The 25887-nt window shown below is 54.0% G+C and carries 33 protein-coding genes; 27 read left to right on the top strand and 6 right to left on the bottom strand.

What is annotated here, in order from left to right; translation table 11 throughout:
* Nucleotides 1-3: 3 nt before the first annotated feature.
* Nucleotides 4-885, bottom strand: a complete 882-nt coding sequence (locus tag FGQ86_RS12565; protein WP_138304376.1) for a LysR family transcriptional regulator — start codon at nucleotides 883-885, stop codon at nucleotides 4-6.
* A 163-nt stretch (nucleotides 886-1048) separates the two neighbouring features.
* Between FGQ86_RS12565 and FGQ86_RS12560 the strand changes: the two genes are divergently transcribed.
* The 3 genes from FGQ86_RS12560 to FGQ86_RS12550 are packed head-to-tail and all read left to right on the top strand — an operon-like array spanning nucleotide 1049 to nucleotide 3187.
* Nucleotides 1049-1918 carry a DUF3737 family protein gene (locus tag FGQ86_RS12560; protein WP_033125006.1) on the top strand — a complete coding sequence of 290 codons (870 nt, stop codon included), beginning with the start codon at nucleotides 1049-1051 and terminating at the stop codon, nucleotides 1916-1918.
* A 40-nt stretch (nucleotides 1919-1958) separates the two neighbouring features.
* Nucleotides 1959-2339, top strand: a complete 381-nt coding sequence (locus FGQ86_RS12555) for a cyclophilin-like fold protein (RefSeq protein WP_207670740.1) — start codon at nucleotides 1959-1961, stop codon at nucleotides 2337-2339.
* Nucleotides 2336-3187, top strand: a complete 852-nt coding sequence (locus tag FGQ86_RS12550; protein WP_138304374.1) for an aldo/keto reductase — start codon at nucleotides 2336-2338, stop codon at nucleotides 3185-3187. Before FGQ86_RS12555 ends, FGQ86_RS12550 begins: the two co-directional genes overlap by 4 nt.
* Nucleotides 3188-3218: 31 nt before the next feature.
* On the opposite strand, the gene FGQ86_RS12545 is transcribed toward FGQ86_RS12550, so the two are convergent.
* A complete protein-coding gene (locus tag FGQ86_RS12545; protein WP_347562518.1) occupies nucleotides 3219-3887 on the bottom strand; it encodes a nitroreductase family protein in 669 nt (222 codons plus the stop codon).
* A gap of 211 nt (nucleotides 3888-4098) precedes the next feature.
* Here FGQ86_RS12545 and FGQ86_RS12540 point away from each other — a divergent pair, with 211 nt between their 5' ends.
* From FGQ86_RS12540 to FGQ86_RS12500, 9 genes are all read left to right on the top strand, one after another.
* Nucleotides 4099-4341, top strand: a complete 243-nt coding sequence (locus FGQ86_RS12540) for a hypothetical protein (RefSeq protein WP_138304373.1) — start codon at nucleotides 4099-4101, stop codon at nucleotides 4339-4341.
* A 24-nt stretch (nucleotides 4342-4365) separates the two neighbouring features.
* A complete protein-coding gene (locus tag FGQ86_RS12535) occupies nucleotides 4366-4827 on the top strand; it encodes an AraC family transcriptional regulator (RefSeq protein ID WP_138304370.1) in 462 nt (153 codons plus the stop codon).
* Between the two features lie 70 nt (nucleotides 4828-4897).
* Entirely contained in the window at nucleotides 4898-5308 is a 411-nt protein-coding gene (locus FGQ86_RS12530) for a heme-binding protein (RefSeq protein WP_052083915.1), read from the top strand.
* A 103-nt stretch (nucleotides 5309-5411) separates the two neighbouring features.
* Nucleotides 5412-5747, top strand: coding sequence for a metal-sensing transcriptional repressor (locus tag FGQ86_RS12525; protein WP_138304368.1), 336 nt, complete (start codon nucleotides 5412-5414; stop codon nucleotides 5745-5747).
* A gap of 11 nt (nucleotides 5748-5758) precedes the next feature.
* Nucleotides 5759-6640 carry a DMT family transporter gene (locus FGQ86_RS12520; RefSeq protein ID WP_033125009.1) on the top strand — a complete coding sequence of 294 codons (882 nt, stop codon included), beginning with the start codon at nucleotides 5759-5761 and terminating at the stop codon, nucleotides 6638-6640.
* A 909-nt stretch (nucleotides 6641-7549) separates the two neighbouring features.
* Nucleotides 7550-8221, top strand: coding sequence for a response regulator transcription factor (locus tag FGQ86_RS12515; protein WP_138304366.1), 672 nt, complete (start codon nucleotides 7550-7552; stop codon nucleotides 8219-8221).
* Nucleotides 8218-9390, top strand: a complete 1173-nt coding sequence (locus tag FGQ86_RS12510) for a HAMP domain-containing sensor histidine kinase (protein WP_138304365.1) — start codon at nucleotides 8218-8220, stop codon at nucleotides 9388-9390. The genes FGQ86_RS12515 and FGQ86_RS12510 overlap by 4 nt, the downstream gene beginning before the upstream one ends.
* Entirely contained in the window at nucleotides 9387-9950 is a 564-nt protein-coding gene (locus FGQ86_RS12505; RefSeq protein ID WP_138304363.1) for a DUF2207 domain-containing protein, read from the top strand. The genes FGQ86_RS12510 and FGQ86_RS12505 overlap by 4 nt, the downstream gene beginning before the upstream one ends.
* Nucleotides 9951-10076: 126 nt before the next feature.
* Nucleotides 10077-10943: an EamA family transporter gene (locus FGQ86_RS12500; protein ID WP_138304361.1), complete on the top strand. Its 867-nt coding sequence runs from the start codon at nucleotides 10077-10079 to the stop codon at nucleotides 10941-10943.
* A 50-nt stretch (nucleotides 10944-10993) separates the two neighbouring features.
* Here FGQ86_RS12500 and FGQ86_RS12495 read toward each other — a convergent pair whose 3' ends face one another.
* Nucleotides 10994-11320: a helix-turn-helix domain-containing protein gene (locus FGQ86_RS12495; RefSeq protein WP_138304359.1), complete on the bottom strand. Its 327-nt coding sequence runs from the start codon at nucleotides 11318-11320 to the stop codon at nucleotides 10994-10996.
* Between the two features lie 262 nt (nucleotides 11321-11582).
* Between FGQ86_RS12495 and FGQ86_RS12490 the strand changes: the two genes are divergently transcribed.
* Both FGQ86_RS12490 and FGQ86_RS12485 read left to right on the top strand, forming a co-directional pair.
* Nucleotides 11583-12452 carry a Sir2 silent information regulator family NAD-dependent deacetylase gene (locus FGQ86_RS12490; RefSeq protein WP_138304357.1) on the top strand — a complete coding sequence of 290 codons (870 nt, stop codon included), beginning with the start codon at nucleotides 11583-11585 and terminating at the stop codon, nucleotides 12450-12452.
* A 104-nt stretch (nucleotides 12453-12556) separates the two neighbouring features.
* Nucleotides 12557-12787, top strand: coding sequence for a hypothetical protein (locus FGQ86_RS12485; RefSeq protein ID WP_033125014.1), 231 nt, complete (start codon nucleotides 12557-12559; stop codon nucleotides 12785-12787).
* 69 nt (nucleotides 12788-12856) lie between these two features.
* Here the strand turns inward: FGQ86_RS12485 and FGQ86_RS12480 are convergent, their stop codons facing one another.
* The gene (locus tag FGQ86_RS12480) at nucleotides 12857-13765 is read right to left on the bottom strand and encodes a LysR family transcriptional regulator (RefSeq protein WP_138304355.1); all 909 of its coding nucleotides are present in this window, start codon (nucleotides 13763-13765) and stop codon (nucleotides 12857-12859) included.
* Nucleotides 13766-13967: 202 nt separating this feature from the next.
* Here FGQ86_RS12480 and FGQ86_RS16505 point away from each other — a divergent pair, with 202 nt between their 5' ends.
* From FGQ86_RS16505 to FGQ86_RS12440, 10 genes are all read left to right on the top strand, one after another.
* Nucleotides 13968-14165, top strand: coding sequence for a hypothetical protein (locus FGQ86_RS16505; protein WP_243127268.1), 198 nt, complete (start codon nucleotides 13968-13970; stop codon nucleotides 14163-14165).
* A gap of 14 nt (nucleotides 14166-14179) precedes the next feature.
* On the top strand, nucleotides 14180-15202 hold the full coding sequence (locus FGQ86_RS12475) for an MFS transporter (protein WP_243127266.1): 1023 nt from the start codon (nucleotides 14180-14182) through the stop codon (nucleotides 15200-15202).
* Nucleotides 15117-15878: an N-acyl homoserine lactonase family protein gene (locus tag FGQ86_RS12470; RefSeq protein ID WP_052083920.1), complete on the top strand. Its 762-nt coding sequence runs from the start codon at nucleotides 15117-15119 to the stop codon at nucleotides 15876-15878. Before FGQ86_RS12475 ends, FGQ86_RS12470 begins: the two co-directional genes overlap by 86 nt.
* 37 nt (nucleotides 15879-15915) lie before the next feature.
* Entirely contained in the window at nucleotides 15916-16074 is a 159-nt protein-coding gene (locus FGQ86_RS16325; protein WP_207670739.1) for a hypothetical protein, read from the top strand.
* Nucleotides 16056-16604: an SDR family oxidoreductase gene (locus FGQ86_RS12465; protein ID WP_207670738.1), complete on the top strand. Its 549-nt coding sequence runs from the start codon at nucleotides 16056-16058 to the stop codon at nucleotides 16602-16604. Before FGQ86_RS16325 ends, FGQ86_RS12465 begins: the two co-directional genes overlap by 19 nt.
* 96 nt (nucleotides 16605-16700) lie before the next feature.
* Nucleotides 16701-17057, top strand: a complete 357-nt coding sequence (locus FGQ86_RS12460; protein ID WP_171031567.1) for a cyclophilin-like fold protein — start codon at nucleotides 16701-16703, stop codon at nucleotides 17055-17057.
* Nucleotides 17058-17060: 3 nt separating this feature from the next.
* Complete coding sequence (locus tag FGQ86_RS12455; protein WP_138304353.1) at nucleotides 17061-17582, top strand: flavodoxin family protein; 522 nt, start codon at nucleotides 17061-17063, stop codon at nucleotides 17580-17582.
* A gap of 133 nt (nucleotides 17583-17715) precedes the next feature.
* Nucleotides 17716-18270 (top strand): flavin reductase family protein, encoded by a 555-nt coding sequence (locus FGQ86_RS12450; protein ID WP_033125017.1) that lies wholly within the window; start codon nucleotides 17716-17718, stop codon nucleotides 18268-18270.
* Between the two features lie 131 nt (nucleotides 18271-18401).
* Nucleotides 18402-19037 carry a TetR family transcriptional regulator gene (locus FGQ86_RS12445; RefSeq protein WP_033125018.1) on the top strand — a complete coding sequence of 212 codons (636 nt, stop codon included), beginning with the start codon at nucleotides 18402-18404 and terminating at the stop codon, nucleotides 19035-19037.
* Nucleotides 19038-19137: 100 nt separating this feature from the next.
* Complete coding sequence (locus tag FGQ86_RS12440) at nucleotides 19138-20052, top strand: hypothetical protein (RefSeq protein WP_033125019.1); 915 nt, start codon at nucleotides 19138-19140, stop codon at nucleotides 20050-20052.
* 17 nt (nucleotides 20053-20069) lie between these two features.
* Here FGQ86_RS12440 and FGQ86_RS12435 read toward each other — a convergent pair whose 3' ends face one another.
* Entirely contained in the window at nucleotides 20070-20534 is a 465-nt protein-coding gene (locus FGQ86_RS12435; RefSeq protein ID WP_033125020.1) for a MerR family transcriptional regulator, read from the bottom strand.
* 158 nt (nucleotides 20535-20692) lie between these two features.
* Between FGQ86_RS12435 and FGQ86_RS12430 the strand changes: the two genes are divergently transcribed.
* The 3 genes from FGQ86_RS12430 to FGQ86_RS16615 all read left to right on the top strand — a co-directional run bounded on the left by FGQ86_RS12430 (nucleotide 20693) and on the right by FGQ86_RS16615 (nucleotide 24789).
* Nucleotides 20693-21673, top strand: coding sequence for an alpha/beta hydrolase (locus FGQ86_RS12430; RefSeq protein WP_138304351.1), 981 nt, complete (start codon nucleotides 20693-20695; stop codon nucleotides 21671-21673).
* Nucleotides 21673-24543, top strand: a complete 2871-nt coding sequence (locus FGQ86_RS12425) for a ZmpA/ZmpB/ZmpC family metallo-endopeptidase (protein WP_138304349.1) — start codon at nucleotides 21673-21675, stop codon at nucleotides 24541-24543. The genes FGQ86_RS12430 and FGQ86_RS12425 overlap by 1 nt, the downstream gene beginning before the upstream one ends.
* A 123-nt stretch (nucleotides 24544-24666) precedes the next feature.
* Nucleotides 24667-24789 (top strand): hypothetical protein, encoded by a 123-nt coding sequence (locus FGQ86_RS16615; protein WP_255349841.1) that lies wholly within the window; start codon nucleotides 24667-24669, stop codon nucleotides 24787-24789.
* A 135-nt stretch (nucleotides 24790-24924) separates the two neighbouring features.
* Here FGQ86_RS16615 and FGQ86_RS12420 read toward each other — a convergent pair whose 3' ends face one another.
* Entirely contained in the window at nucleotides 24925-25794 is an 870-nt protein-coding gene (locus tag FGQ86_RS12420; RefSeq protein ID WP_033124351.1) for a LysR family transcriptional regulator, read from the bottom strand.
* Nucleotides 25795-25887: the final 93 nt, after the last annotated feature.

Genomic DNA, 25887 nt, shown 5'->3' with positions numbered 1-25887 from the left:
TGCCTAACAGATGACCTGCTCCTTTAAGTACCGGTAAAAGGCCCCCGCCGCCGGCGAGAGCGTCTGGTACTTTTTCGTGACGATATACAGATCAACGGACAGCTCCGGAGTGATAGGGCGGAAGGTGAGATTCCGCCCTTTTGTATTTACCAGCCGGTCCAGGCAGAGGGCGTAGCCGATGCCGTGCTCTACCAGGAAGGTTGCGTTGTAGATCAGGTTGTAGGTCGCAACGACGTGGAAGACAGAGTAATCAGAACCAAACCAGTCCAGATCCTGATGCCCGGAAAAGGTCTGATCGGAGAGGATCATGGGCAGGGTCTTCAGCTGATCGATATTGACAGCCTCCTGGGACGCCAGATCGCAGTCCGCCGGCATAAGAAGACCGTAGATGTCCCTCTGGTGTATGTTCAGATATTCGTATTTTTCCTGGCGGACCGGCCCAAGCAGAAGCCCCATGTCGCAGAGCCCCTTGTCGATGCGGTCCAGGACGGCATCGGCATCGCCGCTGAAGGTATGTATTTTGACATCCGGATGCTTCCTGTGGAAATTTTCAAGAAAGCCGGCCAGTGTGTCCATGGCCACAGTCTCACCGCATCCGATACAGATGTCGCCGCACAGGCTTTCCGCGTCCGCGCGCATGGCTGTCTCAGTATTTTCCAAAAGCTCCAGAATTTCTCTGGCCCTGTCCCGGAAGAAGATACCGTCCTCTGTCAGAGTGATTTTGCGTTTTCCTCTGATAAAGAGCTGTTTCCCAAGCTGCTCTTCCAGCTCCATCATCTGTCTGGACAGAGTGGACTGGGTCACAAAGAGGGCATTGGCAGCGGCTGTAATGCTCCCTTCCCTGGCGATGGCGAGAAAATAGTACAGAAGCCTCGTTTCAATCATAATAGCATTCTCCTTTTTTGCTGATCCGCATGTTTTCTTCCATCCAGTATAGCTCTTTTTACCATTCCTGTAAACGATGGAAATGTATGATTATCAACTGTTTGTAATTATTGAGCCTGCTTTATATAATAAAAACAGAAAACAGAAAGGAAGTGTCGCTGTAATGAAAGAAAACAGAACTTTTATAGAGGATAAAACCTTTGATGAGGAGAGGGCTCTTTATGGAAGCCATGGGATCACGATCAGCCACTGTTCGTTTGACGGCCCGGCAGATGGGGAAAGCGCCTGTAAGGAGTCATCGGATATTGAGGTGGAGAGCTGTTACTTTAACCTGCGCTATCCATTCTGGCATGACCATGGCCTTAGGATCACGGAGTCCGAGATGACGGACAAATGCCGGGCGGCTCTGTGGTATTCGGACCATGTGGAGATCGCGGACACAAAGCTGCACGGCATCAAGGCGCTCCGGGAGTGCAGCGATATAGTGATCAGGAATTCAGATATTATTTCTCCGGAGTTTGGATGGTCCGTGAAAAATATCCGGATGGAGAACACAAAGGCCTCCAGCGAGTATTTTATGATGCGCTCTGAAAATCTGACCTTTACCGATGTGGAGCTGACAGGCAAATACTCCTTCCAGTACATCAAAAACGCAGTCTTTGACCACTGTACATTTGACACAAAGGACGCTTTCTGGCACGCGGAAAACGTAGTTGTCAGAAACAGCACGGTAAAAGGAGAGTATCTGGGCTGGTATTCCAAAGGCGTGACATTCGAGAACTGCCGCATCATTGGCACGCAGCCGCTTTGCTACTGTCAGGGGCTGAAGCTGGTGGACTGTGAAATGGTGGACACGGATCTGTGCTTTGAGAAATCTGAAGTGGAGGCCAGGATCACCACGCCGGTCCTCAGTATCAAGAACCCGAAGGCCGGAATTATACAGGTTCCCTCTGTCGGGGAAGTGATCCGGGATGACGACAGCGCCATGGGACGGATCGAGCAGGAATGCGCTGCCTCGCGGGAATGTGCCTGACGGGACGGCGGACAGATCATAGAAGAAGGAGAAGACGGGCATGAACATGAATATAGAAGTAAACGGAACCGACATACAGGTGAAGCTATGTGAGAACAGCTCCGCCAGAGCCGTGGAGGAGCTGCTGCGGGACGGCCCGCTGACGCTGGAAATGAAGGACTTTGCCCACATGGAAAAGTTCGGAAGTCTGGGAGCGCAGCTTCCCGCAAATGATGAGCATATCACGACGGAGGCCGGAGATGTGATCCTGTCAGAGGGAAATCTTTTGGTCATCTACTATGCGCCGAGCACATGGAATTTCACGCGTCTTGGGAAAGTGCAGAATTTGTCTGAAAAGGAGCTGAGGGATGTTCTGGGAAAGGGAAACATCCGGGCGACGCTCACAATAGAGGAAAAAATGGAGGGAAAAGAAGAAAGATGAAAGTGCTCACATTGAACAACCATGTGAATGTGCCCCAGCTGGGCTTTGGAGTGTTCCAGATCACAGACGAGGAGGAGTGCAAAAGGAGCGTCCTGACAGCGCTTAGGACAGGGTACCGCCTCATCGACACAGCCGCCTGCTACGGAAATGAGAGGGCTGTGGGCGAGGCTGTGAAGGAGAGCGGCATAGCCAGAGAGGACGTATTCCTCACATCCAAGGTGTGGATACAGGATGCGGGATATGAAAAGACTATGCGCTCCTTTGAAAAAACGCTGGAGAACCTGCAGACAGATTATCTGGATCTGTACCTGATCCACATGCCCTACGGGGATTATTACGGGAGCTGGAGGGCCATGGAGGAGCTGTACAAAAAAGGAAAGATCCGGGCCATTGGAGTCTGCAATTTTGAGGCGGACCGGCTGGTGGATCTGATCCTGAACAGCCAGGTCGTGCCCGCTGTGGACCAGGTGGAGCTCCACCCCTTCTGCCAGCAGAAAAAGCTGCGGGAGGTCATGTACCACTATGACATCACCCCCATGGCATGGGCCCCGTTTGCGGAGGGGAGAGACGGGATCTTTACAAATGAGACGCTGGAGGCCATAGGGCAGCAGTACAGGAAAAAGCCATCCCAGGTAATCCTGAGATGGCTTCGCCAGAGCAATATTATCGCCATTCCCAAGTCCGTCCACGCAGAGCGGATCGAGGAGAATTTTGACATTGATCTCTTCAGGCTGGAGGACGAGGACCTGATCCGGATCAGCCAGATGGACAGAGGGGAGAGTCAGATACTGGATATCCGCAGTCTCCTGGAGGTGTACCGGCTTTTCCATATCCGGTTTGACCAGTAGGCGTAAGGCCCGGAGAACCAGGCCCGGAGCATCAGGCCCAGGTGAAGTGCTCCTTCCCGGCGCCTGCCTCAAAGTGGTACCTGACAATGCCGAGATCTATTTTTGTGTAAAATCCCATGCCGGCTCTGACGGATACCTTGTCTTCTGCCAGAGTGAACTGGAATTTCTGTTGGTTCATGGCTGTGGGTGCCAGAAGGGCGGCCTCGACGCCGGCTGTAAACCAGTCCGGCGCGGGGCCGTCTGTCTTTGTCACCTTTTCCATGGCCTTTGACCTGTGGAGAACGCCCTGGGTTTTTCCGTAGCCGATGGCGATGACGGCGCACAGCTTTTCGCCGGCAGCCACAGTAAAGGCGGAGGACACTTTGCTGTACGTGAGCGCGACCCAGCAGGTGTTCAGCCCCAGCTGCTGGGCCTTCAGCACAAGCCTCTCCCCGTAGTACCCGCAGGTCTCCTCCAGATCCGGGCCCTTTTTGCCCACCAGTGCCAGGTAACTGGTCACTCCTCTGAAGCTTCCGTAGTGGGCAAGAAATCCCTGAAAAGCCTTGGGCTCATTTGTCACGAGCTGGATGTGGAGGCCGCTTTTCCTATTGCAGGCGGTGATCTCCTCCTCCAGAGGGCGGATCACATCCTCCCCCAGGGGCTTATCTGTGTACTGGCGCACGCTGTGGCGCTGTCTGATTGCTTCCATGATAGTCATCATTGTTTCGTTCCTCCTTTGGTTCATCAGATTAAACCATTATACCATGTATTGCGGCCTGCGCCACATTGGTAAAGAAAATCGAGACGGATTGGGACGGAGGCAGACCGGAATACGAGGCGGACCGGGGCGATTGCAGTTTTTCAGGTCCCTGTGATAAGATAGAGAAAGACAGAAAGCGCCGCGAGGGCGGAAGAATATGGGGAGGAAGGACATGACAAAGCACAGAGCAAAGTACAAAGGAAATCTGGCGGAAGGGCTCCGGAGCCTTTCCCTGGAAGAGGGGGAGAACAGGACCTCAGTCCCCTATATGAAGGTATACCGCGTCGCATCGGAGACGATACCCATGCCACGGACAGACAATTCCTATCTTTACATTGTGGCGGATGGGTCCATGCGCCTCTACACGTCCTCCGGCATCATGGACTACGAGGCGGGACAGTATTCCATATCCTAGATTGACACGCCCCTTGCCGGACATGTGCTGACATTTCCAGAGGAGGACGCCACTGCCTTCATGGCCGCCCACATCCGAAGAGAGCTCATCTTCCACATGCTCTGCGGGTCCTGCGGGAAACAGTTCCTTACCAGCGTCATCAATATCTCCCAGGCTGGGGAGATATACGAGGCGAACAGCTGGATCAAGAAAAATTTCCGGAAATCCTTCACAGTGGAGGAGCTGGCCCAGCAGAACAATATGAGCGTGTCCCTCTTTCACCAGAAATTCAAGAGCGCCGTGGGGATGGGGCCTCTCCAGTGCCAGAAGAGGCTGCGGCTGACGGAGGCCAGGAGGCTTATGATGGACGAGAACAAAAACGCCACGGAGGCGGCCATGGAAGTGGGCTATGAGAGCTCTTCCCAGTTTGCGAGAGATTACCGGAAAATGTTCGGCGCGTCGCCAAAGGAGGACATCCTTTCGAAGAAACAGGCAAATTTTCTGTAGAAACGGGCAAGCGCAGCGAGATATTCACTGTTAAAATGATCATCAGAACAGAAGATTGGAGGAATGACAGATGATTTTAACAGATGAATTGTGCGATAAGCTGTGCGTGGCAGCCCGCGAAAAGAGCAGGGAGGTGGGCATAGACATCAGCTTTGCTGTGTGCGATGAGAGCGGGCTCCCGAGGGTGTACCGCCGGTATGGAGAGGCCCTGGTCCTCAGTATCACCCTTGTGCCGGGAAAGGCCTACACAGCGGCAGTGACACAGTGCAAGACAAAGGATGTGGCGGCATGCGCGGCGGAGGGAGCATCCCTCATGGCCATCCAGAGCAATGATCCGAAGATCACGCTTGTGTCCGGCGGATACCCTCTCTTTGTGGACGGAAAGATTGCAGGAGGCATCGGCGTAGGCGGCGGCACAGAGGAGCAGGACTGCGAGATTGCCGAGTATGTCGTGTCTGTATTTGAGCAGGAGACAAGATAGCCCTGCGCATCGATAAGAATTCCCATATCACTTGTATCCTTTTTTCAATTGTGCTATCCTTTTTATATCCCCCATGGGGGGATATAAAAAGGAGGCTGATATCATGAACCAATCCCACACACAGGCGAATACTGATACTCACACACATGCCAATATCCATACCCACATCCATACTCACACCCACACGGAGACGAAAAAGGTCCTGGACCGTCTCTCCCGGGCCATAGGCCATATGGAAGCGGTCAAAAAGATGGTGGAGGAGGGGAGGGACTGCTCTGAGATACTGATCCAGATCGCGGCAGTCAGGTCTGCTGTGAATAATGTAGGAAAAATCATCCTAAAGGACCACATCGACCACTGCGTTGTGGATGCTGTGGAGACAGGGGACAGGAAAGTGATGGAGGACCTCTCGGAAGCTATCGACCGGTTTGTCAAATAGGGGGTGGGAGCGTGAAAGAGAGTGGAAGAGGAAGTCTTTCTGTTTTCTGGGCTGTGCTGGCAGCAGCTCTCTACGCAGTCAACGCCCCGGTGGCCAAGCTGCTACTTGAGGACGTGGAGCCGGCCATGATGGCGGGCCTTCTGTATCTGGGGGCCGGGGCCGGCATGCTCCTTCTGGGGATTGCCCGCAGGGGGACAGGCAGAGGAGGGGAGGAGAAGCGGCTTGCGAGAAGGGACCTGCCCTACACGGCAGGGATGATCGCTCTGGATATTGCCGCGCCTGTTTTTCTCATGTTCGGCCTTACCATGACCACGTCGGCCAACGCCTCCCTGCTCAATAATTTTGAGATTGTTGCGACCTCTGTTGTGGCCTTTTTTATCTTCAGGGAGAAAATCAGCCGCCGGCTGGGACTGGCTGTGGGTTTGATCACTCTGTCCAGCATGCTGCTGTCCTTTGAGGATATGAGCAGTCTTGACTTCTCAGCGGGCTCCCTCCTTGTGCTTGCGGCCTGCGTCTGCTGGGGCTTTGAAAACAACTGCACCAGGATGCTGTCCGGGAGTGACCCGCTGGAAATCGTGGTCGTCAAGGGGCTGGGTTCAGGCATGGGCGCACTGCTGATCGCCCTCCTGTCCGGGGAGCATTTCCCGGCGCTTTCTGATATCCCCCTTGTCCTGCTGCTGGGATTTGTGTCCTACGGGCTGAGCATTTTCTTCTATGTATATGCCCAGCGCTGTCTGGGTGCGGCGAGGACAAGCGCCTACTACGGGATAGCCCCGTTTATCGGCGTGCTGTTCTCTTTCCTCATTTTCGGGGAGCTTCCGGGAGGCTTTTTCCCGGCTGCGTTTGTCCTCATGGTACTGGGAGCGTATCTGGCGACGGAGAAAATCAAGTAAAGATCGTAGTTGCGTTTATCAGATAATGTTTTAAGGCATGGAAAAACCGCCCTTGTACTTTGGCGAGTAAGGGCGGTTTTACAACTAAACTTACCGGTCAACCACTTTATAGCGACTGCCCCGTTTACGTCTATACTATAGCATAACGGGTGGAGTGGGGCAAGAAGCAGGTATCTGACGATTGAGAAAATTACATAAAAAGAAGACATATGGTTGCCTGATAGTTACTGTCTGTGGTAATATGTCTACAAGGACAACCGTGTTACAGGGTGGCTGACCTCTATTCTACATAGAATGGGGGTGATGCTGATGGACAAGAAACATTTTGATTTTAAGGATCTCATGGCCTTTGGAATGTTCATCCTTGCATTGCTGACATTCGTATTTACGTTTATCAGATAATGTTTTAAAGCATAGAAAAACCACCCCGAAACTTTGACTAAAAGGGGTGGTAATTCTATTACTCATTAACTGGTCAACCACTTTGTGGCGGCTGTCCTTTTTACATCTCTACTATAGCACACCGGGCGGTATGGTGCAAGAAGTACTTTGATTTTAAAGACCTCATGGCCTTTGGAATGTTTATCCTCGCATTGCTGACATTCGTATTTACGTTTATCAGATAATGTTTTAAAGCATAGAAAAACCACCCCGAAACTTTGACCAAAGGGGTGGTAATTCTATTACACCATATGTAGGTCAACCACTTTGTGGCGGCTGTCCTTTCTACATCTTTACTATAGCACACCGGACGGTATGGCGCAAGAAGTTCATTACATGTCTAAGGCTGTTTATAAGGCATAAAACTGCCCACCGCCGATTTTTTAATAATTCAGAAACAAAATATAAACATTTCAGTAATACACTGTATTCATACTGAGAGCACGTAAGAAATGGAGGGATAGGACGATGATACACATTCTTGTGGTGGAGGATGACGAGAGACTGAACCATATCGTCTGCACATATCTGAGAGACAGCGGCTTTGAGGCGAAGGGGTGCCTGAACGCGGAGGACGCCTACGAGGAGATGTATGGTCAGCTCTATGAGCTCATCATCTCAGATATCATGATGCCGGGGATCGATGGCTTTGAGTTTGCCAGGACGGTGAGGAAGGTGAACCAGAGGATCCCCATTCTCTTCATGTCCGCCAGGGACGATCTTCCCTCCAAGCAAAAAGGGTTCCAGCTGGGGATAGACGACTACATGGTGAAACCGGTGGATCTGGACGAGATGGTGCTCCGGGTGCGGGCGCTTCTTCGGAGAGCCAATATTGAGATGGAGAGAAGGATTACAGCGGGGAACCTTACACTGGACGCGGACGGCATGAGCGCTGAGGTGGACGGGGAGGAGATCCCGCTTACCACCAGGGAGTTCAACATTATTTACAAGCTTCTCTCCTATCCGAAGAAGACATTTTCCAGGGCCCAGCTTATGGATGAGTTCTGGGATGTGGACAGCGACACGAGTCCCCGGGCTGTGGACGTGTATATGACGAAGCTTCGGAACAAGCTGTCGGGCTGCGATGGATTTAAGATCGTCACTGTGCGCGGCCTGGGCTACAAGGCGGTGCTGCAATGAGAAACGAGAACGGGAAATCTATAAGAGGACAGGAGGGCGGGGAGGTCAGACGCGTCATAAAGGACAGCCTTTTCCCGGTTTCCCTTTTTGCCATTTATCTGGGCGTGCTCTTTCTGATGTCCGGAATTCACGAGGGGCTCCTCGTCCTGACGAATAAAAGGGGATGGAATGAGATCATCCAGACAGCTGTTCCCATGCTCTACTGGGGCGCTGTGGCTGTGGGGCTGACTCTGTTTACAAGAAAAAAAATCAAAGATACGTATGAGGCACCCCTCCACAGGCTGGCAAAGGCCACACGGCAGGTGGCGGGGGGCGATTTCTCCGTGTATGTGCCCACAGTGCACACGGCGGACAGGCTGGACTATCTGGATGTGATGATCCTGGATTTCAACAAGATGGTGGAGGAGCTGGGGAGCGTGGAGACGCTGAAGACAGACTTTGTGTCCAATGTCTCCCATGAGATGAAGACACCCATCGCCGTCATCAAGAATTATGCGGAGCTTCTCCGGACGGGGAATGGGACAGCGGAAGAGAGACAGGAATATGCCAGGAATATCGAGGAGGCGGCGGGCAGGCTGTCAGACCTGATCAGCAATATCCTCCGACTGAACAAGCTGGAGAACCAGCGCATTGACCCGGAGATGGAGACCTGCGACCTGTGCGCCCAGCTGGAGGAGTGTATCCTCCAGTATGAGGAGCTGTGGGACGAGAAGGATCTGGAGCTGGAGATAGAGATGGAGGACAGGGCCTTTGTGCAGGCAGACAGGAGCCTGCTGGAGCTTGTGTGGAACAATCTGCTCTCCAATGCGGGCAAATTTACAGAGCCCGGAGGCACGGTGACCGTGCGGCAGAGAACAGCAAAAGGGTATGTGGAGGTGTCGGTAGCCGACACAGGATGCGGTATGGCCCCGGAGAGCCTGCGGCACATTTTTGACAAATTTTATCAGGGGGACACCTCCCACTCCAGAGAGGGGAATGGCCTGGGGCTGGCCCTTGTGCGCAGGATCCTCATCCTCATGAACGGAGAGATACAGGTGGAGAGCAAAGAGGGAGAGGGGAGCGTATTTACAGTGAGGCTGCCCAGGACAGAGGAGAGAGAAGACAGAAACAGGATAACAGGGAACAGGATAGACGGGGATGAGAAAGACGTGGAGGTGACGGAGCTTTGACAGGAGAGAGCAGAAGAGGATTTACAGCCTACGAGTACAAGGAGGTGCTGGCTGATGCCGGGCAGGTCTCCTTTCTCATAGACAGCTATGAAAATTTCGGGTGGGAGCCGGATGAGAATGTCATGCCCGGAACCCTGGAAAAATACCCGGAGAGGGCAGGTAGGGGTGGACACGGGAAAACGGTGCTGCGCCTGAAGCGGGACAGAAGGATCGTCAACAAGACGGAGCTGACCAGGCTCCAGCGCAATTTTGAGGCCTGCGCGGAACAGATCGGGAGACTGGAGAAGGCAAAGACCTCCCGCCCCTCTGTGATGGCTCTGACTGTGGGCGTCATCGGGACCGCGTTCATGGCCGGGTCTACCTTTGCGGTGACGGCAGACCCGCCCCGCCTTATTTTGTGCATCATCCTGGCCATTCCGGGATTTCTCGGCTGGGTGGCGCCCTGGTTCCTGTACAGAAGAGGGGTGCGCAGAGAGACGGAGAAGATCAATCCTCTGATCGAGGAAAAATATGACGAGATTTATGAAATCTGCGAGAGGGGGAACAGGCTGATGAACTAGGGCGGCCGGTTCCCCTTTTAAAATATATGGATATGGACAGAAGCTGGAAGAAGCGCTATTATAAAAGAAATCAGATAGCTGTCTGTTAACGGCAGCGCCTAATCTTTGAGAAAGAGGGAATAAAAGGTGTGGCTTTTCTATGCCGCAGGCTCCGCCTTTTTTGCCGGAGTCACATCGATCCTGGCAAAATGCGGGATCAGGCGAACGAATTCTACAGTGGCCACAGCGGTCCGCACGGTGGTCATACTGGTCTTTTCGTGGGGCATCGCGCTGGCCGCCGGCTCGGTGGACCAGCTACGGGATGTCAGTGGGAAGACCTTTTTGTTCCTCATCCTGTCCGGGGCGGCCACGGGGGCGTCCTGGCTCTGCTACTTTAAGGCTCTGCAGACAGGGGATATCAACAAGGTGGTGCCGGTGGACAAGTCCAGCACGGTTCTCACCATCCTTCTGGCCCTCATCTTTCTCGGGGAGGGGATCTCGCTGGCCAAGGCGGCGGCCGTGGCCGTCATAGCGGCGGGCATCTTCCTCATGATCGAGAAAAAGGATGTGGAGGAGGCGAAGGAGGACAGAAGGGGAAGCTGGTTTGTCTATGCCGCGGGCTCCGCCTTTTTCGCCAGCTTGACTGCCATCCTGGGGAAAATAGGCATCACAGGTGTGGAGTCCAACCTGGGAACCGCCATCCGCACCTGCGTGGTGCTGGTCATGGCCTGGATGATGGTGTTTGTCCAGGGGAGACAAAAGGAGGTGCGGGATATCCCGGGAAGAGAGCTCCTCTTTATTTGCCTGTCCGGGGTGGCCACGGGGGCGTCCTGGCTCTGCTATTACCGGGCCCTCCAGGAGGGGCCGGCCAGCATCGTGGCGCCCATCGACAAGCTGAGCGTCCTTGTGACGGCCGTATTTTCCTATTTTGTCTTCGGGGAGAGGCTTGGCCGAAGATCCGGGGCAGGGCTCGTCCTTCTGACCGCCGGGACTGTGGCCCTGGCTTTCCTCTGATTTTTTCTTGCGTCTTTGTATGGATCAGATCGCTGAAATGGGCCTTTTTCTTACTGCAGCTTCTTTTTATATTCCGTTCCCCACTGCTCCATGGCGTCCAGGATGGGCTTCATGGACTCGCCAAGAGGGGAGAGGGCGTACTCCACTCTGGGAGGTACCTCCGGGTAGACGGTGCGGGTGACGATCCCGTCCTCCTCCAGGGCACGGAGGCTGTCCGTCAGCACCTTCTGGCTGATGCCCTCCAGATTTTTCCTGAGCTCGTTAAAGCGCCAGGGGCGCATAAAAAGGTTGCGGAGGATCAGCAGCTTCCACTTGCTGCCGATGAGCTGGACCGTGGTGGCTACCGGGCAGGCCGGCAATTCTTCTTTTGTCTTCATACAGATTACCTCAACTGTTGTCGTAGTCTATAATTCACTTAATAGTTTAAAAAAGAATGTTACATTCTGATTATAGTGTAGTATCCCGGAGGGCGCAACAGGGGAGATGGATCTGCCGGGACAGAGCTGCCGGGAGATGGCGCTGCCTGAGGTCTGTGGGTTACCTTGGAGTAACCAGGTAACAAAAAAGTGCGCGCTTTTTGCTTGTAATCATCTGTGATACAATCAGAACATAGAAGAGCACAGGAGGAGGCAGAATAAGATGTTCACAGGTATACTGACACAGGCCAGAGAAGAGACAGATGAACAGAAGCTACACCGTCTGAAGAAAGCCCTTGAGGAGGCAGAGGCGGTTGTCATCGGCGCCGGGGCCGGACTTTCCACATCCGCCGGCTTTACCTACAGCGGCGAGAGATTTGAGAAATATTTTAGTGACTTTGAAAATAAATATCATTTCCATGACATGTATTCCGGAGGGTTTTATCCCTACAGTACGCTGGAGGAGTACTGGGCCTACTGGAGCCGCCATATCTGGCTGAACCGGTATGTGGATGCGCCCAGGCCGGTGTATGAGGAGCTGCTGGAGCTGGTGAAGGACAGGGATTATTTCGTCCTCACCACCAACGTGGACCACTGCTTCCAGAAGGCGGGCTTTGACAAGGAGAGGCTGTTCTATACCCAGGGAGACTACGGGCTCTTTCAGTGCATGGAGCCCTGCTGCCAGGAGACATGGGACAACGAGAAGGCGGTCCGGGAGATGCTGGAGAGCCAGGAAAATATGCGTATCCCCTCCGAGCTGGTTCCCCACTGTCCCCACTGCGGCAGGCCCATGACCATGAACCTGCGGGCAGACGACAGCTTTGTGCAGGACGAGGGGTGGTACAGGGCGGCTGAGAGATACAGCCGCTTCCAGAGGGAGCACGAGGGGATGAAGATCCTCTACCTGGAGCTGGGGGTGGGCTACAACACCCCGGTGATCATCAAGTACCCCTTCTGGAAGATGACCCGCCAGAACCCGGAGGCAGTGTACGCCTGTATCAATTACGGGGACGCGGCCGCGCCGAGGGAGATAGCGGAGCAGTCTGTCTGTATTGACGGGGATGTCGGGGATGTGCTGAAGAGATTAAGATAGAAAAAACCTATTTAAAATTATAAGATATAAGTATTTGCTATCCGGAGGCGGGAGACGTATAGTATCCTTAGTTAATAAAGCCGAAAAAGAGGTGAAACGGGATCATGTATCGTTTGTCAAAGGATGAGGTGGAGCAGAACCTGAAGGCTGCCGGCTGCAATGCGGAGATTATCAGAGAATTTTTTTCTTATGAAAAGGAAGATGGCGCGGAGAAGCAGAGGGCGCTGCTGGAGGAGCACCGAAAAACATTGTTAAATCATGTGCATACAGAAGAAAAGAAGATATCCTGTCTCGATTACCTGATTTTTCAGCTGGACAGGGAGCACGCGATGTAGAGAGGATATTAAAAAATGCAGACAGAGACTGGATTTTCACAGTCTGTCTGCATTTTTTGCGATTAGCGGTCAGGATTCATCCGGGGAGTCCTGCGGCGTCAATAAGTCCCGCAGCACTTCGAGAAATTTTTCGGCGGGCTTTGAAAACAGCTGATATTTTTTCCAGATAATGCTCATCTTGTTTTCCAGCTTCGGCTTCAGCGGGCGGAAACAGAGCCGGCTGCCGCTGGTGTTGACGATCTTGTCATAGCCTATGGCGTAGCCCAGGCCTTCGTCCACAAGGAGAGAGGCGTTATAGAGCAGGTTGTAGGTGGCTAGGATATTCAGGTCAGAGGGTTCGCTGCCGATCCACTGCGTCAGGCTGCCGCCCTGGTATTCCTGCTGGGAAAGGATGAGAGGCTTGTCCTTGAGGTCGTCCGGAGAGATATTCTCTCTGTCTGCGAGAGCGGAATCCCTGCGCATTAAAACGCCCCACGTTTCCGAATAAGCGGTCTCCAGCGCATTGTATTTTGTCAGATCCACGTCGCCGAACACAATGCCGAAGTCGATGAGTCCCTTGTCCAGGTACTCAAAGACATAGGCGGCGTTCCCGCTGGAGATGTGGTAGTGGATGCCGGGATGCTGGCTTTGCAGTGTCTGAGCTGCCCTGGCAATTACCCGGATGCCGTCTGTCTCCCCTGTGCCGATATAGACATCGCCCATGATAATGTCATCGCTCATGGTGATCTCATTTTCTGCCCTTCTGACAAGATCCAGTATTTCTTCCGCACGCTTCCTGAGGATCATTCCCTCTTCTGTGAGCGTGACCTTCCGGGAGCCCTTTGTCCCCCGGATGAGAAGCTGCTTGCCAAGCTCCTCCTCCAGCCCCTTGATCTGTGTGGAGAGTGTAGGCTGGGAGAGATGAAGAGTCTCGGCGGCATGCACAATGCTCTGCTCCCTTGCGATCGCAAGAAAATAGTTGAAGACACGCAGTTCCATAATGTCTTCCTTTCTGTCATCTGGCGCTGTACGAAGATTTGATTTTTCTAATATTATATAGACTTTCTGTCAAAATCACAATGCCAAACCCCAAAAAAGAATAATTTTTAGCTATGGATATGTATCATATATAAGTATTTGTTATTCTTAATCAAACCTGCTATATTGAACTTGTAGAAAATATGCAGGAGGTTTTGTTGAAATGAAAAAAGGCTTGATCTTAATTTTGACAATAGGAGTTTTCAGCATTATCAATACGGAGATGGGGGTGGTGGGCATCCTTCCTCTGATTTCCCAGAATTATGGGGTGACGGTGGCGACGGCGGGTCTGCTTGTCAGCATGTTTGCACTTGTGGTGGCCATATCAGGCCCCACGATGCCTCTTTTTTCTCGGGAGTAAACCGGAAAAAGGTTATGCTCCTTGTCCTGAGCGTGTTTACGGTATGCAATGTGATCTCGGCCTTTGCATCGGCCTTCCCGGTGGTTCTTGTCACCCGGGTGATCCCGGCGTTTTTCCAGCCGGTGTACGTATCCATGGCCATGTCAGTGGCGGGCTCATCGGTGCCGGAAAAGGACGCGCCGAAGGCCGTGTCCAGGGTCATGATAGGTGTGTCCGCGGGCATGGTCCTGGGAGTGCCTGTGGTGAGCTATATCTCAAGCATGACCTCCCTGAGAGTCGGTATGCTGTTTTTCGCAGCGGTCAATGCAGTGGCCCTGATCGCCACCATCTTTGTGGTGCCGGATCTCCCGGTGAAGGAAAGGCTGTCCTATGGGTCTCAGCTGAGCGTGCTCAGGGAGGGCAGGACGTGGCTGTCTATTTTAGGAGTAATGTTCTTAAATGGCTCTGTGTTCGGCGTGTACAGCTATCTTTCTGAATATATGGAGACAGTGACCCGGCTGTCCGCGGGACTGATCAGTATCCTTCTCCTTGTATACGGTCTGTCCAATATCATAGGGAACCTGATCGCGGGCAGGATGCTGAGCAGCCGTCCGCTGGGCTTTGTGGTCACCTTCCCCTTCCTGCTGGCGGCAGTGTATGCGGTGCTGTTCTTTCTCGGATCCTTTACCGTTCCGATGGCAGTCCTGACCTTTGTGTGGGGCGTGCTTGCCGGTGCCGCGGCTAATATCAACCAGTACTGGCTTGCGACGGCAGCGCCGAAGGCGCCGGATTTTGCCAACGGGCTCTTTCTCGCTTCCACAAACCTTGGGACGACAGTGGGGACCTCCGTGTGCGGCTTCTTCCTGTCCGGTCTGGGGACGCGGTACATTGTCCTGGGAGGCATCCTCTTCATCGCCTGTGCCTTTGTGCTGATCACCCTGAGAGTGCGCATGGAAAAAGGAGGTGAAGCATATGGAAAGGTACAGGATCACGCCGATAAAGGCCGGAAGTCTGCTCTATTACCGCGGAGGCTTTACGGCCGATCAGGAAGAGTATAAGACAAAGGAAGAATTTCCGATCCTGATTTTCCTGATTGAGGGAGGAGGACGGAAAATTCTGGTGGATACCGGCGGCGGAGACCCCGGGCAGATGCGCCGGTATGGCCATGCGCCCTGCAGGAGAGAGGAGGAGGAGCGGCCGGATCTGGCGCTCAGAAAAAGGGGAGTCGATCCGGATGAAATCGACACGGTCATCCTGACACATCTGCACTGGGATCACTGCCATAACAACCATTTGTTTCCACGGGCTGAGTTTATTGTCCAGAAAAATGAGCTCTTAAATGCAGTGTATCCTCTGCCAAAATTCAGAGGTATGTACGAGACCTTTGACACCGGGACAATCCCTCCCTGGGCGAGGCAGAAGACAAAATGGCGTATCATAGACGGTGAGCAGACACTCTGCGACGGGATCCGGCTCCTCCTGCTGCCGGGGCATACGCCGGGACTTCAGGGAGTTCTTGTGGATACGGCGGAGGGCCCCCGGCTGCTGGCATCGGATGCGGTTCCTCTATATGAGTGTATAGAGGGCCTGGGACAGGGAATATACGGGATTAGCAGTCTGTGCGATGATCTGAGGGCTTTTACCCGAACCTTTGACCGGATGAGAGAGCTTCGGAAAGAAGGCGTGGAAATCATCGCAGGCCATGATTTCCTCACCCTTGAGAGGTTTGCGTGACTTATAAAATTGATTTGAAATGAAAGGAGCAAAAATTATGGATGCAAAATTATTAGACGGAAAGACAGCGATCATCACAGGGGCAAGCTATGGAATGGGACGCTCCATGGCAGAGCTTTTGCGGAGGAAGGAGCCAGCGTGGTGGCGGATGTCTGATCCACGGAGGATACAAAGAAGGTGTTTGAGGCGGCCCTGAAAGAATTCGGGGATGTGGACATCCTGATCAACAACGCCGGCATCGGTGAGCAGAAAATGATCGACGAGACGGACGACGAGTGGATGAAGTACGTCATGGACACCAATCTGGGAGGCCCCATGAGGTATATCCGGGAGGCGCTGAAGATTTTCCTTCCGAAAAATGACGGCGTGATCATCAATATCTCTTCTGTAAACGGGACAAGGCCGTTCTGCGGCGCAACCTACACATCCACGAAAGGCGCCCTGAACACGCTGACCAAGAACGTGGCTATGCGCCTGATCGACACCAACATCCGCTGCAATGCCGTTGCGCCGGGAGCCACCGTCACACCGGCCCATCTGGCCAATAAGGCGGGAGAGCAGCCGGGAGGGGCAAAGATGCTTGAGTACAGCGGGCACTTTGTATACTTCCCCGGCCCGGAATGTGACCCCATGGATCAGGCTTACGCCTGCCTGTTCCTGGCCAGCAAGATGGGGAAAGCCGTGAAGGGACAGGTTCTTCAGGTATGCAATGGAGCGTTCCTGTAAGAAATCAGCCACAGCCAGACAGAAAATGAAACACAGGTGGGAACAGAGCCCGCAGGGCAGGAGTCTGCGGGGCAAAATGACAAGGAGGAGACAGCTATGGACAGAAAAATGACTGTGGAGGTGGGCGGCAGCCAGTTTACTGCCACCCTGGAGGACAACGAGACGGTGGACGCGCTGGTGCAGATGATGGGGGAAAATCCGGTCACCATCCAGATGAGCGACTATGCCGGCTTTGAGAAGGTGGGAAGCCTGGGAGCAAGTCTCCCGACAAGCAACAGCCAGACTACGACCCAGGCCGGGGACATTGTGCTGTATCAGGGAAATCAGATCGTGATCTTCTACGGCTCCAATTCCTGGAGCTACACAAGGCTGGGCCGGATTGACGACCTGACAGGCTGGGAAAGCGCGCTGGGGAACGGTGATGTGACCGTGACTTTTTCACTGGAGGAGTAGAGGATGAAGATCATTGTGTTTAACGGAAGCCCCAGGCCGCAGGGGAATACGGCCGCCATGGTGGAAGCCTTTGCGAGGGGAGCCGGAGAAAGCGGCCATGAGGTGACGGTTGTCGACGTGTGCAGAAAGAAGATCGCAGGCTGCCTTGCCTGCGAGTACTGCCACGGCAAGGGCAACGGGAAATGTATCCAGCAGGATGACATGCAGGAGATTTACCCGCTGCTGGACGAGGCGGAAATGATCGTGCTGGCGTCCCCGGTATACTATCACGGATTTACCGGGCAGCTCCAGTGCGCCATCAACCGCATCTACGCATTGGATAAGCCGAAGCATCTGAAGAAGGCGGCCCTGATCCTCTCCTCCGGCAGCGACCACGTATACTGCGGCTGCTTTTACGAATATCAGAATTCCTTCCTGAATTACCTGAAGCTGGAAGATATGGGGATTTTCACGGCCTGTGACAGGCAGAATAAATCGCCTGAGAAGCTGGAGGAATTATATCAATTCGGGAAGGGTCTGCAGTAAACTCGGAATGTACAGATATTTTTTTGGACAGAATGTGCGGATATTTTTTGGGGCGCATATTGACACAATGTCAAAACAATGCTATATTACAGGTGTTGACACAATGTCAAAAACGGAAAGGAAGGTAATCAATATGAAGAAAAACATTGGATCAGCATTAGCTTTATATCCGACTCCGGTTGTAGTGGCAGGCGCCATGGCGGGAGACAAACCGACCTGGACGCTTGTGGCTCATGTGGGCATTATCGGACACGACAGAATTCTGGTCAGCCTGGCCTCTGCTCATTATATCAATCAGTTCATCAAGGAGAGCGGCAAGCTGACCGTCAACCTTGTAGACGAGAGCATGCTTCCGGAGGCGGACTTTGTGGGATCAGTCAGCGGAGGCAAGACTGACAAGTCGGAGGTGTTTGCATATGAGCTGGGAGAGTCCGGCGCGCCGGTGATCAGCAAGGCTCCCCTGACAATGGAGTGCTCTGTGGTGGATGTCTACAATACAAACGGATTTGAGAGCTTCATCTGCACTATTGACAACACCTATGTGGAGGAGGAGCATCTGACTGAGGCGGGCAAGATCAACTATCAGACCCTGAAGCCGGTTCTCTTTGATTTCCCGGCCTATGAATATCTGAAGACCGGCGAAGTCATCGGAAAATGCCTGTCCTTCAAGAAGGATCCCCAGGCATAAATTAGTTAAGAGAAAGGGAGAGCGCGATACAAAGGGACGGCCATTTGACACAATGTCAGGATATCGCTATAATAAATTGCAGTAAGGCCATGAAAAATCATGGAAAAATGATGAAAAGGAGCGTGTCAATTATGCCGAAAGGATCCCCGGAGCTGACCAGGGCGAGAAAGGAAGAGATCATCAACGCCTGCGCAGAGCTCTACGAGACCATGAATTTTAAGGATGTGACCCTCAAGGAGGTGGGAGCGAAGACATCCTTTTCCCGCACCCTGATCTATTATTATTTCCACACAAAGGAAGAGATCTTTCTTGCGCTGATACAAAGGGAGTACGAGGCCTGGATCCGGGATCTGAATTCCATGAAGGAGAGCCATGAGGAAATGACTGTCGAGCAGTTCTCCGATGAGCTGGCTCATTCTCTGGAAAGGCGGGAAAGGCTGCTGAAGCTGATGTCTATGAATCACTATGACATGGAGAGCAACAGCAGGATGGAGAACCTTGTCGCGTTCAAGGAGGTGTATGGGAATTCCATGCGGACCGTTGCCGGCTGCCTGGAAAAGTTCTTCCCCTATATGACGGCGGATGACAGGCAGGGCTTTATCTATGCCTTTTTCCCGTTCCTCTTCGGAGTGTACCCGTACACGGTCGTGACGGATAAGCAGAGGGAGGCCATGGAGCTGGCCCATGCAAATTATGTGTTCCTCTCCATCCACGATATTATAAAATCCATTGCGGTCAGATTGCTGCAGGGGTTTAAGGAAGACTGAATTCATAATTCAGAAACATTTCAAAAACATTTCTCAAACAAAAAGAATGTAAGATAGGGCGGAAAAAATACGATGAGTCGTTTTGTCTGGGAGTGATACCGTGAAAAAACCGCATCTTCCGGCCTTAAGGCCGGTGTGGAGGATACTCTTATATCTGGCCACCGCTGTCTTTGCCGCTCTGTCTATCGCATGTGCGGCCCTTGTGGGGATGTTCCCGGAAGAGGCCGCTGTTGTTTTTTACGGAACCGCGGCTGTGACCCTTGCCTTTTCCTGCTGCTATCTGTTCAGAGACCTGCGGAGGCTGAAACGATTCCTGCGGGAGCTTGCCAGGAAAGTCCGGCCTGCGAACCGCTGGATAGAGGACAAAAAGTACCGGACAGGCCTGGCCGCCGCAATGGGGATACCTGTCAATGTGGCTATTGCCCTGTACAGCGGCGTGGTGGCGGCGGTAGCTGACTCCGCCTGGCTCGGCACCCTGTGCGCCTACTATCTGCTCCTGGGGATCATGCGGGCCTACTGGATCGCCCAGCACCTGGAGGAGACCGGGCTGGACGGGCGGGGACGCATTAAGATTAAGATAAAGAAGACCCCGGAGAGAAAAATACGGAAATACTACGGCATTATGTTTGTCATCATGTCCTTTGTGCTGGGCGGAGCGGTCATCCTCCTGATCAACCTGGAGGGCGGGAAATCCTATCCGGGCTACACCATCTACGTGGCGGCTGCCTACGCCTTTACAAAGATCAGCCTGGCCATCTGGAATACTGTCTCAGCGGGCAGAAAAAAGGAACAGTCCTGGATCATCATCCGCAGCATCGGCCTGGCCGACGCCGCCGTGTCCATCCTGTCCCTTCAGACGGCTATGTTCGCCTCCTTCTCCATCGGGAAGGAGGCCTTCAATTCCACGATGAACGGTATCACCGGGGCGGTGGTCAGTCTGATCACCCTGGTGACGGGTATCTTCTATCTGGCAGCCTCCCGCGGGAGCGGGACGGAACGCCGGAACCCGGACTGAGCGGGAGAGCAAACTTTTTAGGAGTCTTCCTGTGTGAAAATCTCAGGGTGGGCGCTCTCATAGGCCCGGCGGATGTCTTCCGGCATCTCCTTTGGCCTCATGGAGCCCACCCTTTCTTCATTGCCATCCTTTATGGCTTCCTCGTAATACCAGCATTTGAAATTAATCATGTCCAGGGTCTGGCTCAGCCGCCGGATCTCAGCCTCCACAGCGGCCTTCTGGCGCAGGAAGAGCTCCCGGCGCTTAGGGTAGGTGCTGCTGCCCTCTGTGCACCATTCCATGAACTGCTTGATATCCCGGATCTCCATGCCGGACTTTTTCAGGCACTCGATCACACGCAGGGCCTCCAGCTCGGTCTCCGCAAATCTGCGGATGCCGGAGGAGCGCTGCATGTTCGGGAAGAGCCCCTCCTTATCGTAATAGCGGAGGGTGGATACGGGCAGATCGAACATTCTGGACACCTGACCGATGGTGTAGTACATATGACTGCCTCCTTAAAAATTTTTAAAAATTTAATCTTGACCTAAAGTTAAGTTTAGGTTATATGATGAGTTTATCAGAGATAAGAGGCTCTGTCAAATTAAATTGTATGTCACTGAAAAATACAGATCTAAAAGTAGAGAGAAGGAGAAAGTTCAATATGGAAGATGTATTAAAGCTGACAGAAAAATGGGATAAGACATTTCCAAAAAGTGAGAAGGTAGATCACCGCAAGGTGACCTTCCATAACCGATACGGCATCACCCTGGCGGCTGACCTGTACGCGCCGAAGGGGGCGGAGGGAAGGCTGCCGGCTATCGCTGTGTGCGGGCCCTTTGGGGCGGTGAAGGAGCAGGCCTCCGGATTGTACGCACAGGAGATGGCAGAGAGAGGATTTCTCACGATTGCCTTTGACCCCTCCTTTACAGGGGAGAGTGGGGGAACGCCCAGGTATGTGGCCTCCCCGGATATTAACACGGAGGATTTCCAGGCGGCAGTGGACTTCCTGTCGGTTCAGGACAATGTGGATCCGGAGCGGATCGGGATTATTGGAATTTGCGGTTGGGGCGGCATGGCTCTAAATGCAGCTGCTATCGACACAAGGATCAAGGCCACAGTATCCTCCACCATGTACGACATGACCCGGATCAACGCCAAGGGTTACTTTGATGCTGCGGACAGCGAGGAGGCCCGACACGAGACACGCCAGGCTCTGAATGCCCAGAGGACCGAGGATTATAAGAACGGCACCTACGCCAGGGCAGGCGGCGTAGTGGATCCTGTTCCGGAAGACGCTCCTTTCTTTGTGAAGGATTACTATGACTATTACAAGACAGACAGGGGATATCATGCCAGATCCCTCAACTCCAACGATGGATGGAACGTGACCTCCTCCCTGTCTTTCCTGAACATGCCGATCCTGCAGTATATCCAGGAGATCAGGAGCGCTGTGCTCCTTGTCCATGGGGATAAGGCTCATTCCTGCTATTTCAGCCGGGATGCCTACGAGAAGCTGACAGGAGACAACAAGGAGCTGATGCTCATTCCCGGTGCGGTGCACACGGATCTCTATGACAGGAAGGATATCATCCCCTTTGACAAGATAACAGAGTTCTTCCGGAAATATTTCGGGCAAAGCTGATGCCCCTGTCGGACACCCGGCTGTGGGTGGAGCAGGGCAATCGGCTTCCTGACAGTGACCCTCTGGTGGCAGGAAAGATCCGGCTTGTCCTCCCCCTTGACGGGAGGGGAGAGCTGGTAACGGGAATACAAAGGAGCGGGCCGGAGGAGGTCCGCACGGTCCGGCTTGCCCTTGAGAGCGGAGAGAGACTGGAATATCAGGTCTCCTTCCGGCGGCTCACCGGGAATGTGGCCGCCCTCTACCAGGTGGAGGGAAGATCCCACGGGTACCAGTTCCCCAGATATGTATCGGACATGGACCCTTCGTTTCTGAGCGGGATTGCCGCTTCGGCTGCCGCCTGGGACTACGCGTCGGACATCTCAGCGCTGACAGAAGAGGAGGAGAGCCGCCTTTACGGGGATTATTATAATGAAAAAATCAAAGCGGACATGGAGGGGATGCTGGAGAAGCTCTTCTCCTCCGGGGACAGATACCCCACCTACAGCAGCCACCCGGCTGTGCGGGAGCTGGCCCGGGAGAGGATGGAGGATGCGGAACGGCTGAAGAGGAGCCTCTACGCATATAACTATTATGACAAGTGGTACCGGATCAGCTACGGCGGCGTTTATCTGAGCGAGCTCCTCTTTTTCCACGGAGACCAGATCGCGAAGGACATGACAGCGGAAACGCTGACAGACCAGCTTTTATCCGCCCCTGCCGGGCAGCGGGATACGAACCAGGCCCACGCTTTCTACAGCAGTGTGCTGAAAAATCATACAGGCCAGGAGCTGACAGATTTCCTGGGCAGCCTGTCCGCAGGCATTGCCGGCTATGAGGATCCAAACGACTGGTTCAGTGACAGCTTTGCGGGTGTTCTTGTGGAGCAGGCGGCCCAGGGAGATGAGAAGGGCCTGATCCGATGGCGCGTATGGGATAACCTGTGCGGCCTGGAGGAGAGGAGAAAAAGCCTGGTGCTCCATATTCTGACAGCTCCTCAGGAGGATATGTATATGATCTCCGTGCCCTCCCAGCTCCTTGTGGGCAGCATGAACCGGTATCCGGAGTATCTTGTGAAGGATGGCCGGGAGAGGGAGCGCATCCGGCAGACAGCAAAGGCCTATGCGGAGAAGATGGGGATTTTCTACGGCGTCTCCTCCAGGTGGATGAGCAGCGCGGCCCGGCAGCTGAACAGCTTTGTAAATGTGCAGTATGATACCAGGCTGGGCTTCCCGGGAGGCGGAGCTGTGTCCCCGGGCATACAGGAGAAGGGGACTACGGCGGATCCGGTCATGAAGTGGGTGTACGAGGCAGGGCATATGCTCAGCGCCCTCAACGACAGCGCCGCTGTGGCGGACGGCAGCATCGTCATCTGGATGCACACCCCGGCGCTAGGGACAAGCGACTATATCTTCTTTACCTTCAGCCACGAGACGGCCCACAACCAGGACGGCAGATATTTTTACGGCGGCGCCGGCAGGAGAAAAGGGACCGGCGGGGAGGCCCATGCGGATGGCAACATAGCTCAGGAGATGCGGGACGGCATCATGGTATTCAACATTTCCAGGGTCAATGACATGGGAACAGAGATGACAAACAACTTCAGCTATGAGAGGATCGACTCTGCGGAGAAGGTTCACAGCTACTACAGGGAGATGTTTGACACAGGCTACGCTCTGGACTATCTGGCGGCCCAGGCCTTCTTCCAGCTGACGCCCCGGCAGCAGGCGGCGGTGGCCGTGACGGCGGAGCACACGCCCGGAGGAGAGGCCTCCATGAGCACAGTCTACAGGAGACTGACAGAGGAGGAGGCCGCCTCCATGGATCTAAGGAGCATGGAGGCCCTGTGGGACAACCGGATCTCCATCCGGACCGGCGCGTCCTACCCGGAGAAGGTAGGGACGGCCACAGACGGAAGCTACGGATTTGAGTCCTTTTACACTATGAACTGGTACCAGTCGCACAACGACCAGGGCTCGCCGGACACCCACTCCTTCAAGCGGCTGGGACAGGAGATGCTGGGGCTGGCAGGCTACGAGAAGGGCTACATGGTCTATATGTCTGCTCTCAGTGAGAACGACCTAGACGCCCTGCGAAAGATCACCGGCGACCCGGGCATTACGTGGGAATCGTACAAGCTGGGGCGCTACAGGGAGGCGGCGCAAAGGGTGGATGAGATCCCCTATTTTGACAAGGATGAGATCATCGCCCGGTTCCGGGCGGCCTTTGAGGAGGACGCGGCTAATGGCAATACGGAAAGGAGCACCGATCTGAAGCGGACTCTCTACGGTATCGTCAAGCGTGTGACCGGCGATTTCAGCCAGGGAGGCATTTACCAGAGCCCTGCTGTGCACACTGTCTCCTCGGCGGAGGAGCTGGTCCGGCTGGCCGCGGACAACCCATACGGGTACTATCGGCTGGATGAGGACCTGGATTTTGGCGGTTTGGAGCTGTCCGGCGGAAGCTATATCCCGGAGCGGTTTATGGGTGTGCTGGATGGAAACGGACACCAGATCACAGGTCTGCAGGGCCCTCTTTTCGGCAATCTGCAGTATACGCTGGTCAGAAATCTGACCATCCTCTCTGAGGAGGGCTCTGACGTCCAGGCTCTTTTGGCCGGAAGGTCCGGGAGGGTGCTGCTGGAGAATGTGACTGTGGAAGCCGGGACCGAAGAAGATGGAACCGCAGAAAACGAGGCAGTGGAAGATAAGGCGGCGGAAAATGAGACAGTGGAAAATGGAGCCGCGGAAAACATGACTGAGGAGGGTGTGGCTGCGGAGGATGAAGCCATAAAGGAGCCGGACTCCATCGGCCCTGATGCCGGCGGGCCGCAGGACAGTGACAAGGCCGGGGAAGAAATGCCCGGAGAAGAAACGACTGACAAATCCCCCTGACAGGGGACGAGGAGAAGAAGGCACTGGCCTCCGCGGCCCGGAAAATGAACAGAAATATAGAGAGGGTACTGTAGGAGAAATCCTGCTTAAGGGGCGCCTGATCCAAAGAAAGGGAGGGAGGACATGGAGACAGGTCAGAGCCGCGCCGACATGCGGAAAAAGTACGGGGGCATGTCCCACAGGGAGCTGGCGAGGTACATGCGAAGAGAGCTGAAGGAGTATAAAAAGTACAAGCAGGATAAATAGAAAATGATATAGAAGAGGACTTAATGCCATGCAGTCTCTGAGAGGCTGTGGAATTAAGTCCTTTTTGTTGTTCATGGTGTTTCCTGCCTGTCTTTGGCTCCCTTTTGAGGGCCGAAAAGAGAAGAGATTTCAGCCTCAGCTTTGGACGCTCTGCGTCAGCAGGGTGAGGAAGCGGCGCAGCACCGGGTGGTCGTTCTTCTGCTGGTAGTAGACGCCGAAGGTGACCTGGGGCAGGCCGGTGACGGGAATGTAGCGCAGTCCCTCCACCCTGGCACGGGGTATGTCCGGGTACAGCGTGTAGCCGAACCGGGCCTTCGCAAGGGTGAAGGCGCTCTCGATGCTTCCGGTCACATAGCGCTGCTGCGGCGGAAGTCCGGCCAGGATACTGTTCTGTATAGTGAAGATCGTGTCGTGGATCTGCCGGGGAGAGCAGGCGATAAAATTCCCGGTCAGATCCCTTTTCCGGAGAGACTCGTGCTGCGCCAGAGGGTGGGACGGATGACAGATGCAGGCAAAAGGAACCGTGCAGAGCTCCCGGAAGAGGAGGATGGATTTCTTCTGGTCCTGCCGGATGCCGAGGGCGGCGTGGATCTGGTCAGTTTCCACCAGACTGAGAAGAGAGGGGAAGGGGACCAGGCGGATGTTGGGCCGCAGCAGGGGAAACTCCTCCCCCAGCCTTTGGAGGACCGGGGGGAAGAGATCCGCCTCCATGCTGTTGTGGCATCCAAGCTCCAGGGGGATAAAGTGCTCGTGGCGTCCCAGCCTCTCCCTGGCCGACAGGGCGGTCCGCAGGATCAGCTGCGCGTCGGGAGCAAAGAGGATGCCCTCCTGGGTCAGGGCGACGCTCTTGCTGGTGCGGACGAAGAGCTTCACCCCCAGCTCCTCTTCCAGGGACTGGATCTGATGGCTGACAGCGGGCTGTGTGATCTTCAGCTCCCTGGACGCCTTTGAGAAGTTCAGATGCTCCGCTACCGCCAGGAAACATTCCAACTGTACTGTATTCATAAAAGACTCCTTTCCTGTATAATAAAATTCTTTTATAGATTATAACATTTTTGAATTTCACATTTCCAGTATTCAGCGATAAAATCTTGTATG

Origin of the sequence: Clostridium sp. BSD2780061688st1 H5 (assembly GCF_005845155.1) — a bacterium.
Classification (GTDB): domain Bacteria; phylum Bacillota; class Clostridia; order Lachnospirales; family Lachnospiraceae; genus Claveliimonas; species Claveliimonas intestinigallinarum.
Note: the sequence above shows the minus strand (reverse complement) of the source record. Positions and strands in the feature narration are given on the sequence as shown.

Coding starts and splice junctions, on each gene's coding strand:
- FGQ86_RS12565 (WP_138304376.1), bottom strand. CDS start 885: ATGATTGAAACGAGGCTTCTGTACTATTTTCTCGCCATCGCCAGGGAA.
- FGQ86_RS12560 (WP_033125006.1), top strand. CDS start 1,049: ATGAAAGAAAACAGAACTTTTATAGAGGATAAAACCTTTGATGAGGAG.
- FGQ86_RS12555 (WP_207670740.1), top strand. CDS start 1,959: ATGAACATGAATATAGAAGTAAACGGAACCGACATACAGGTGAAGCTA.
- FGQ86_RS12550 (WP_138304374.1), top strand. CDS start 2,336: ATGAAAGTGCTCACATTGAACAACCATGTGAATGTGCCCCAGCTGGGC.
- FGQ86_RS12545 (WP_347562518.1), bottom strand. CDS start 3,887: ATGATGACTATCATGGAAGCAATCAGACAGCGCCACAGCGTGCGCCAG.
- FGQ86_RS12540 (WP_138304373.1), top strand. CDS start 4,099: ATGACAAAGCACAGAGCAAAGTACAAAGGAAATCTGGCGGAAGGGCTC.
- FGQ86_RS12530 (WP_052083915.1), top strand. CDS start 4,898: ATGATTTTAACAGATGAATTGTGCGATAAGCTGTGCGTGGCAGCCCGC.
- FGQ86_RS12525 (WP_138304368.1), top strand. CDS start 5,412: ATGAACCAATCCCACACACAGGCGAATACTGATACTCACACACATGCC.
- FGQ86_RS12515 (WP_138304366.1), top strand. CDS start 7,550: ATGATACACATTCTTGTGGTGGAGGATGACGAGAGACTGAACCATATC.
- FGQ86_RS12510 (WP_138304365.1), top strand. CDS start 8,218: ATGAGAAACGAGAACGGGAAATCTATAAGAGGACAGGAGGGCGGGGAG.
- FGQ86_RS12495 (WP_138304359.1), bottom strand. CDS start 11,320: ATGAAGACAAAAGAAGAATTGCCGGCCTGCCCGGTAGCCACCACGGTC.
- FGQ86_RS12490 (WP_138304357.1), top strand. CDS start 11,583: ATGTTCACAGGTATACTGACACAGGCCAGAGAAGAGACAGATGAACAG.
- FGQ86_RS12485 (WP_033125014.1), top strand. CDS start 12,557: ATGTATCGTTTGTCAAAGGATGAGGTGGAGCAGAACCTGAAGGCTGCC.
- FGQ86_RS12480 (WP_138304355.1), bottom strand. CDS start 13,765: ATGGAACTGCGTGTCTTCAACTATTTTCTTGCGATCGCAAGGGAGCAG.
- FGQ86_RS16505 (WP_243127268.1), top strand. CDS start 13,968: ATGAAAAAAGGCTTGATCTTAATTTTGACAATAGGAGTTTTCAGCATT.
- FGQ86_RS12475 (WP_243127266.1), top strand. CDS start 14,180: ATGCTCCTTGTCCTGAGCGTGTTTACGGTATGCAATGTGATCTCGGCC.
- FGQ86_RS12470 (WP_052083920.1), top strand. CDS start 15,117: ATGGAAAGGTACAGGATCACGCCGATAAAGGCCGGAAGTCTGCTCTAT.
- FGQ86_RS16325 (WP_207670739.1), top strand. CDS start 15,916: ATGGATGCAAAATTATTAGACGGAAAGACAGCGATCATCACAGGGGCA.
- FGQ86_RS12460 (WP_171031567.1), top strand. CDS start 16,701: ATGGACAGAAAAATGACTGTGGAGGTGGGCGGCAGCCAGTTTACTGCC.
- FGQ86_RS12455 (WP_138304353.1), top strand. CDS start 17,061: ATGAAGATCATTGTGTTTAACGGAAGCCCCAGGCCGCAGGGGAATACG.
- FGQ86_RS12450 (WP_033125017.1), top strand. CDS start 17,716: ATGAAGAAAAACATTGGATCAGCATTAGCTTTATATCCGACTCCGGTT.
- FGQ86_RS12445 (WP_033125018.1), top strand. CDS start 18,402: ATGCCGAAAGGATCCCCGGAGCTGACCAGGGCGAGAAAGGAAGAGATC.
- FGQ86_RS12435 (WP_033125020.1), bottom strand. CDS start 20,534: ATGTACTACACCATCGGTCAGGTGTCCAGAATGTTCGATCTGCCCGTA.
- FGQ86_RS12430 (WP_138304351.1), top strand. CDS start 20,693: ATGGAAGATGTATTAAAGCTGACAGAAAAATGGGATAAGACATTTCCA.
- FGQ86_RS12425 (WP_138304349.1), top strand. CDS start 21,673: ATGCCCCTGTCGGACACCCGGCTGTGGGTGGAGCAGGGCAATCGGCTT.
- FGQ86_RS16615 (WP_255349841.1), top strand. CDS start 24,667: ATGGAGACAGGTCAGAGCCGCGCCGACATGCGGAAAAAGTACGGGGGC.
- FGQ86_RS12420 (WP_033124351.1), bottom strand. CDS start 25,794: ATGAATACAGTACAGTTGGAATGTTTCCTGGCGGTAGCGGAGCATCTG.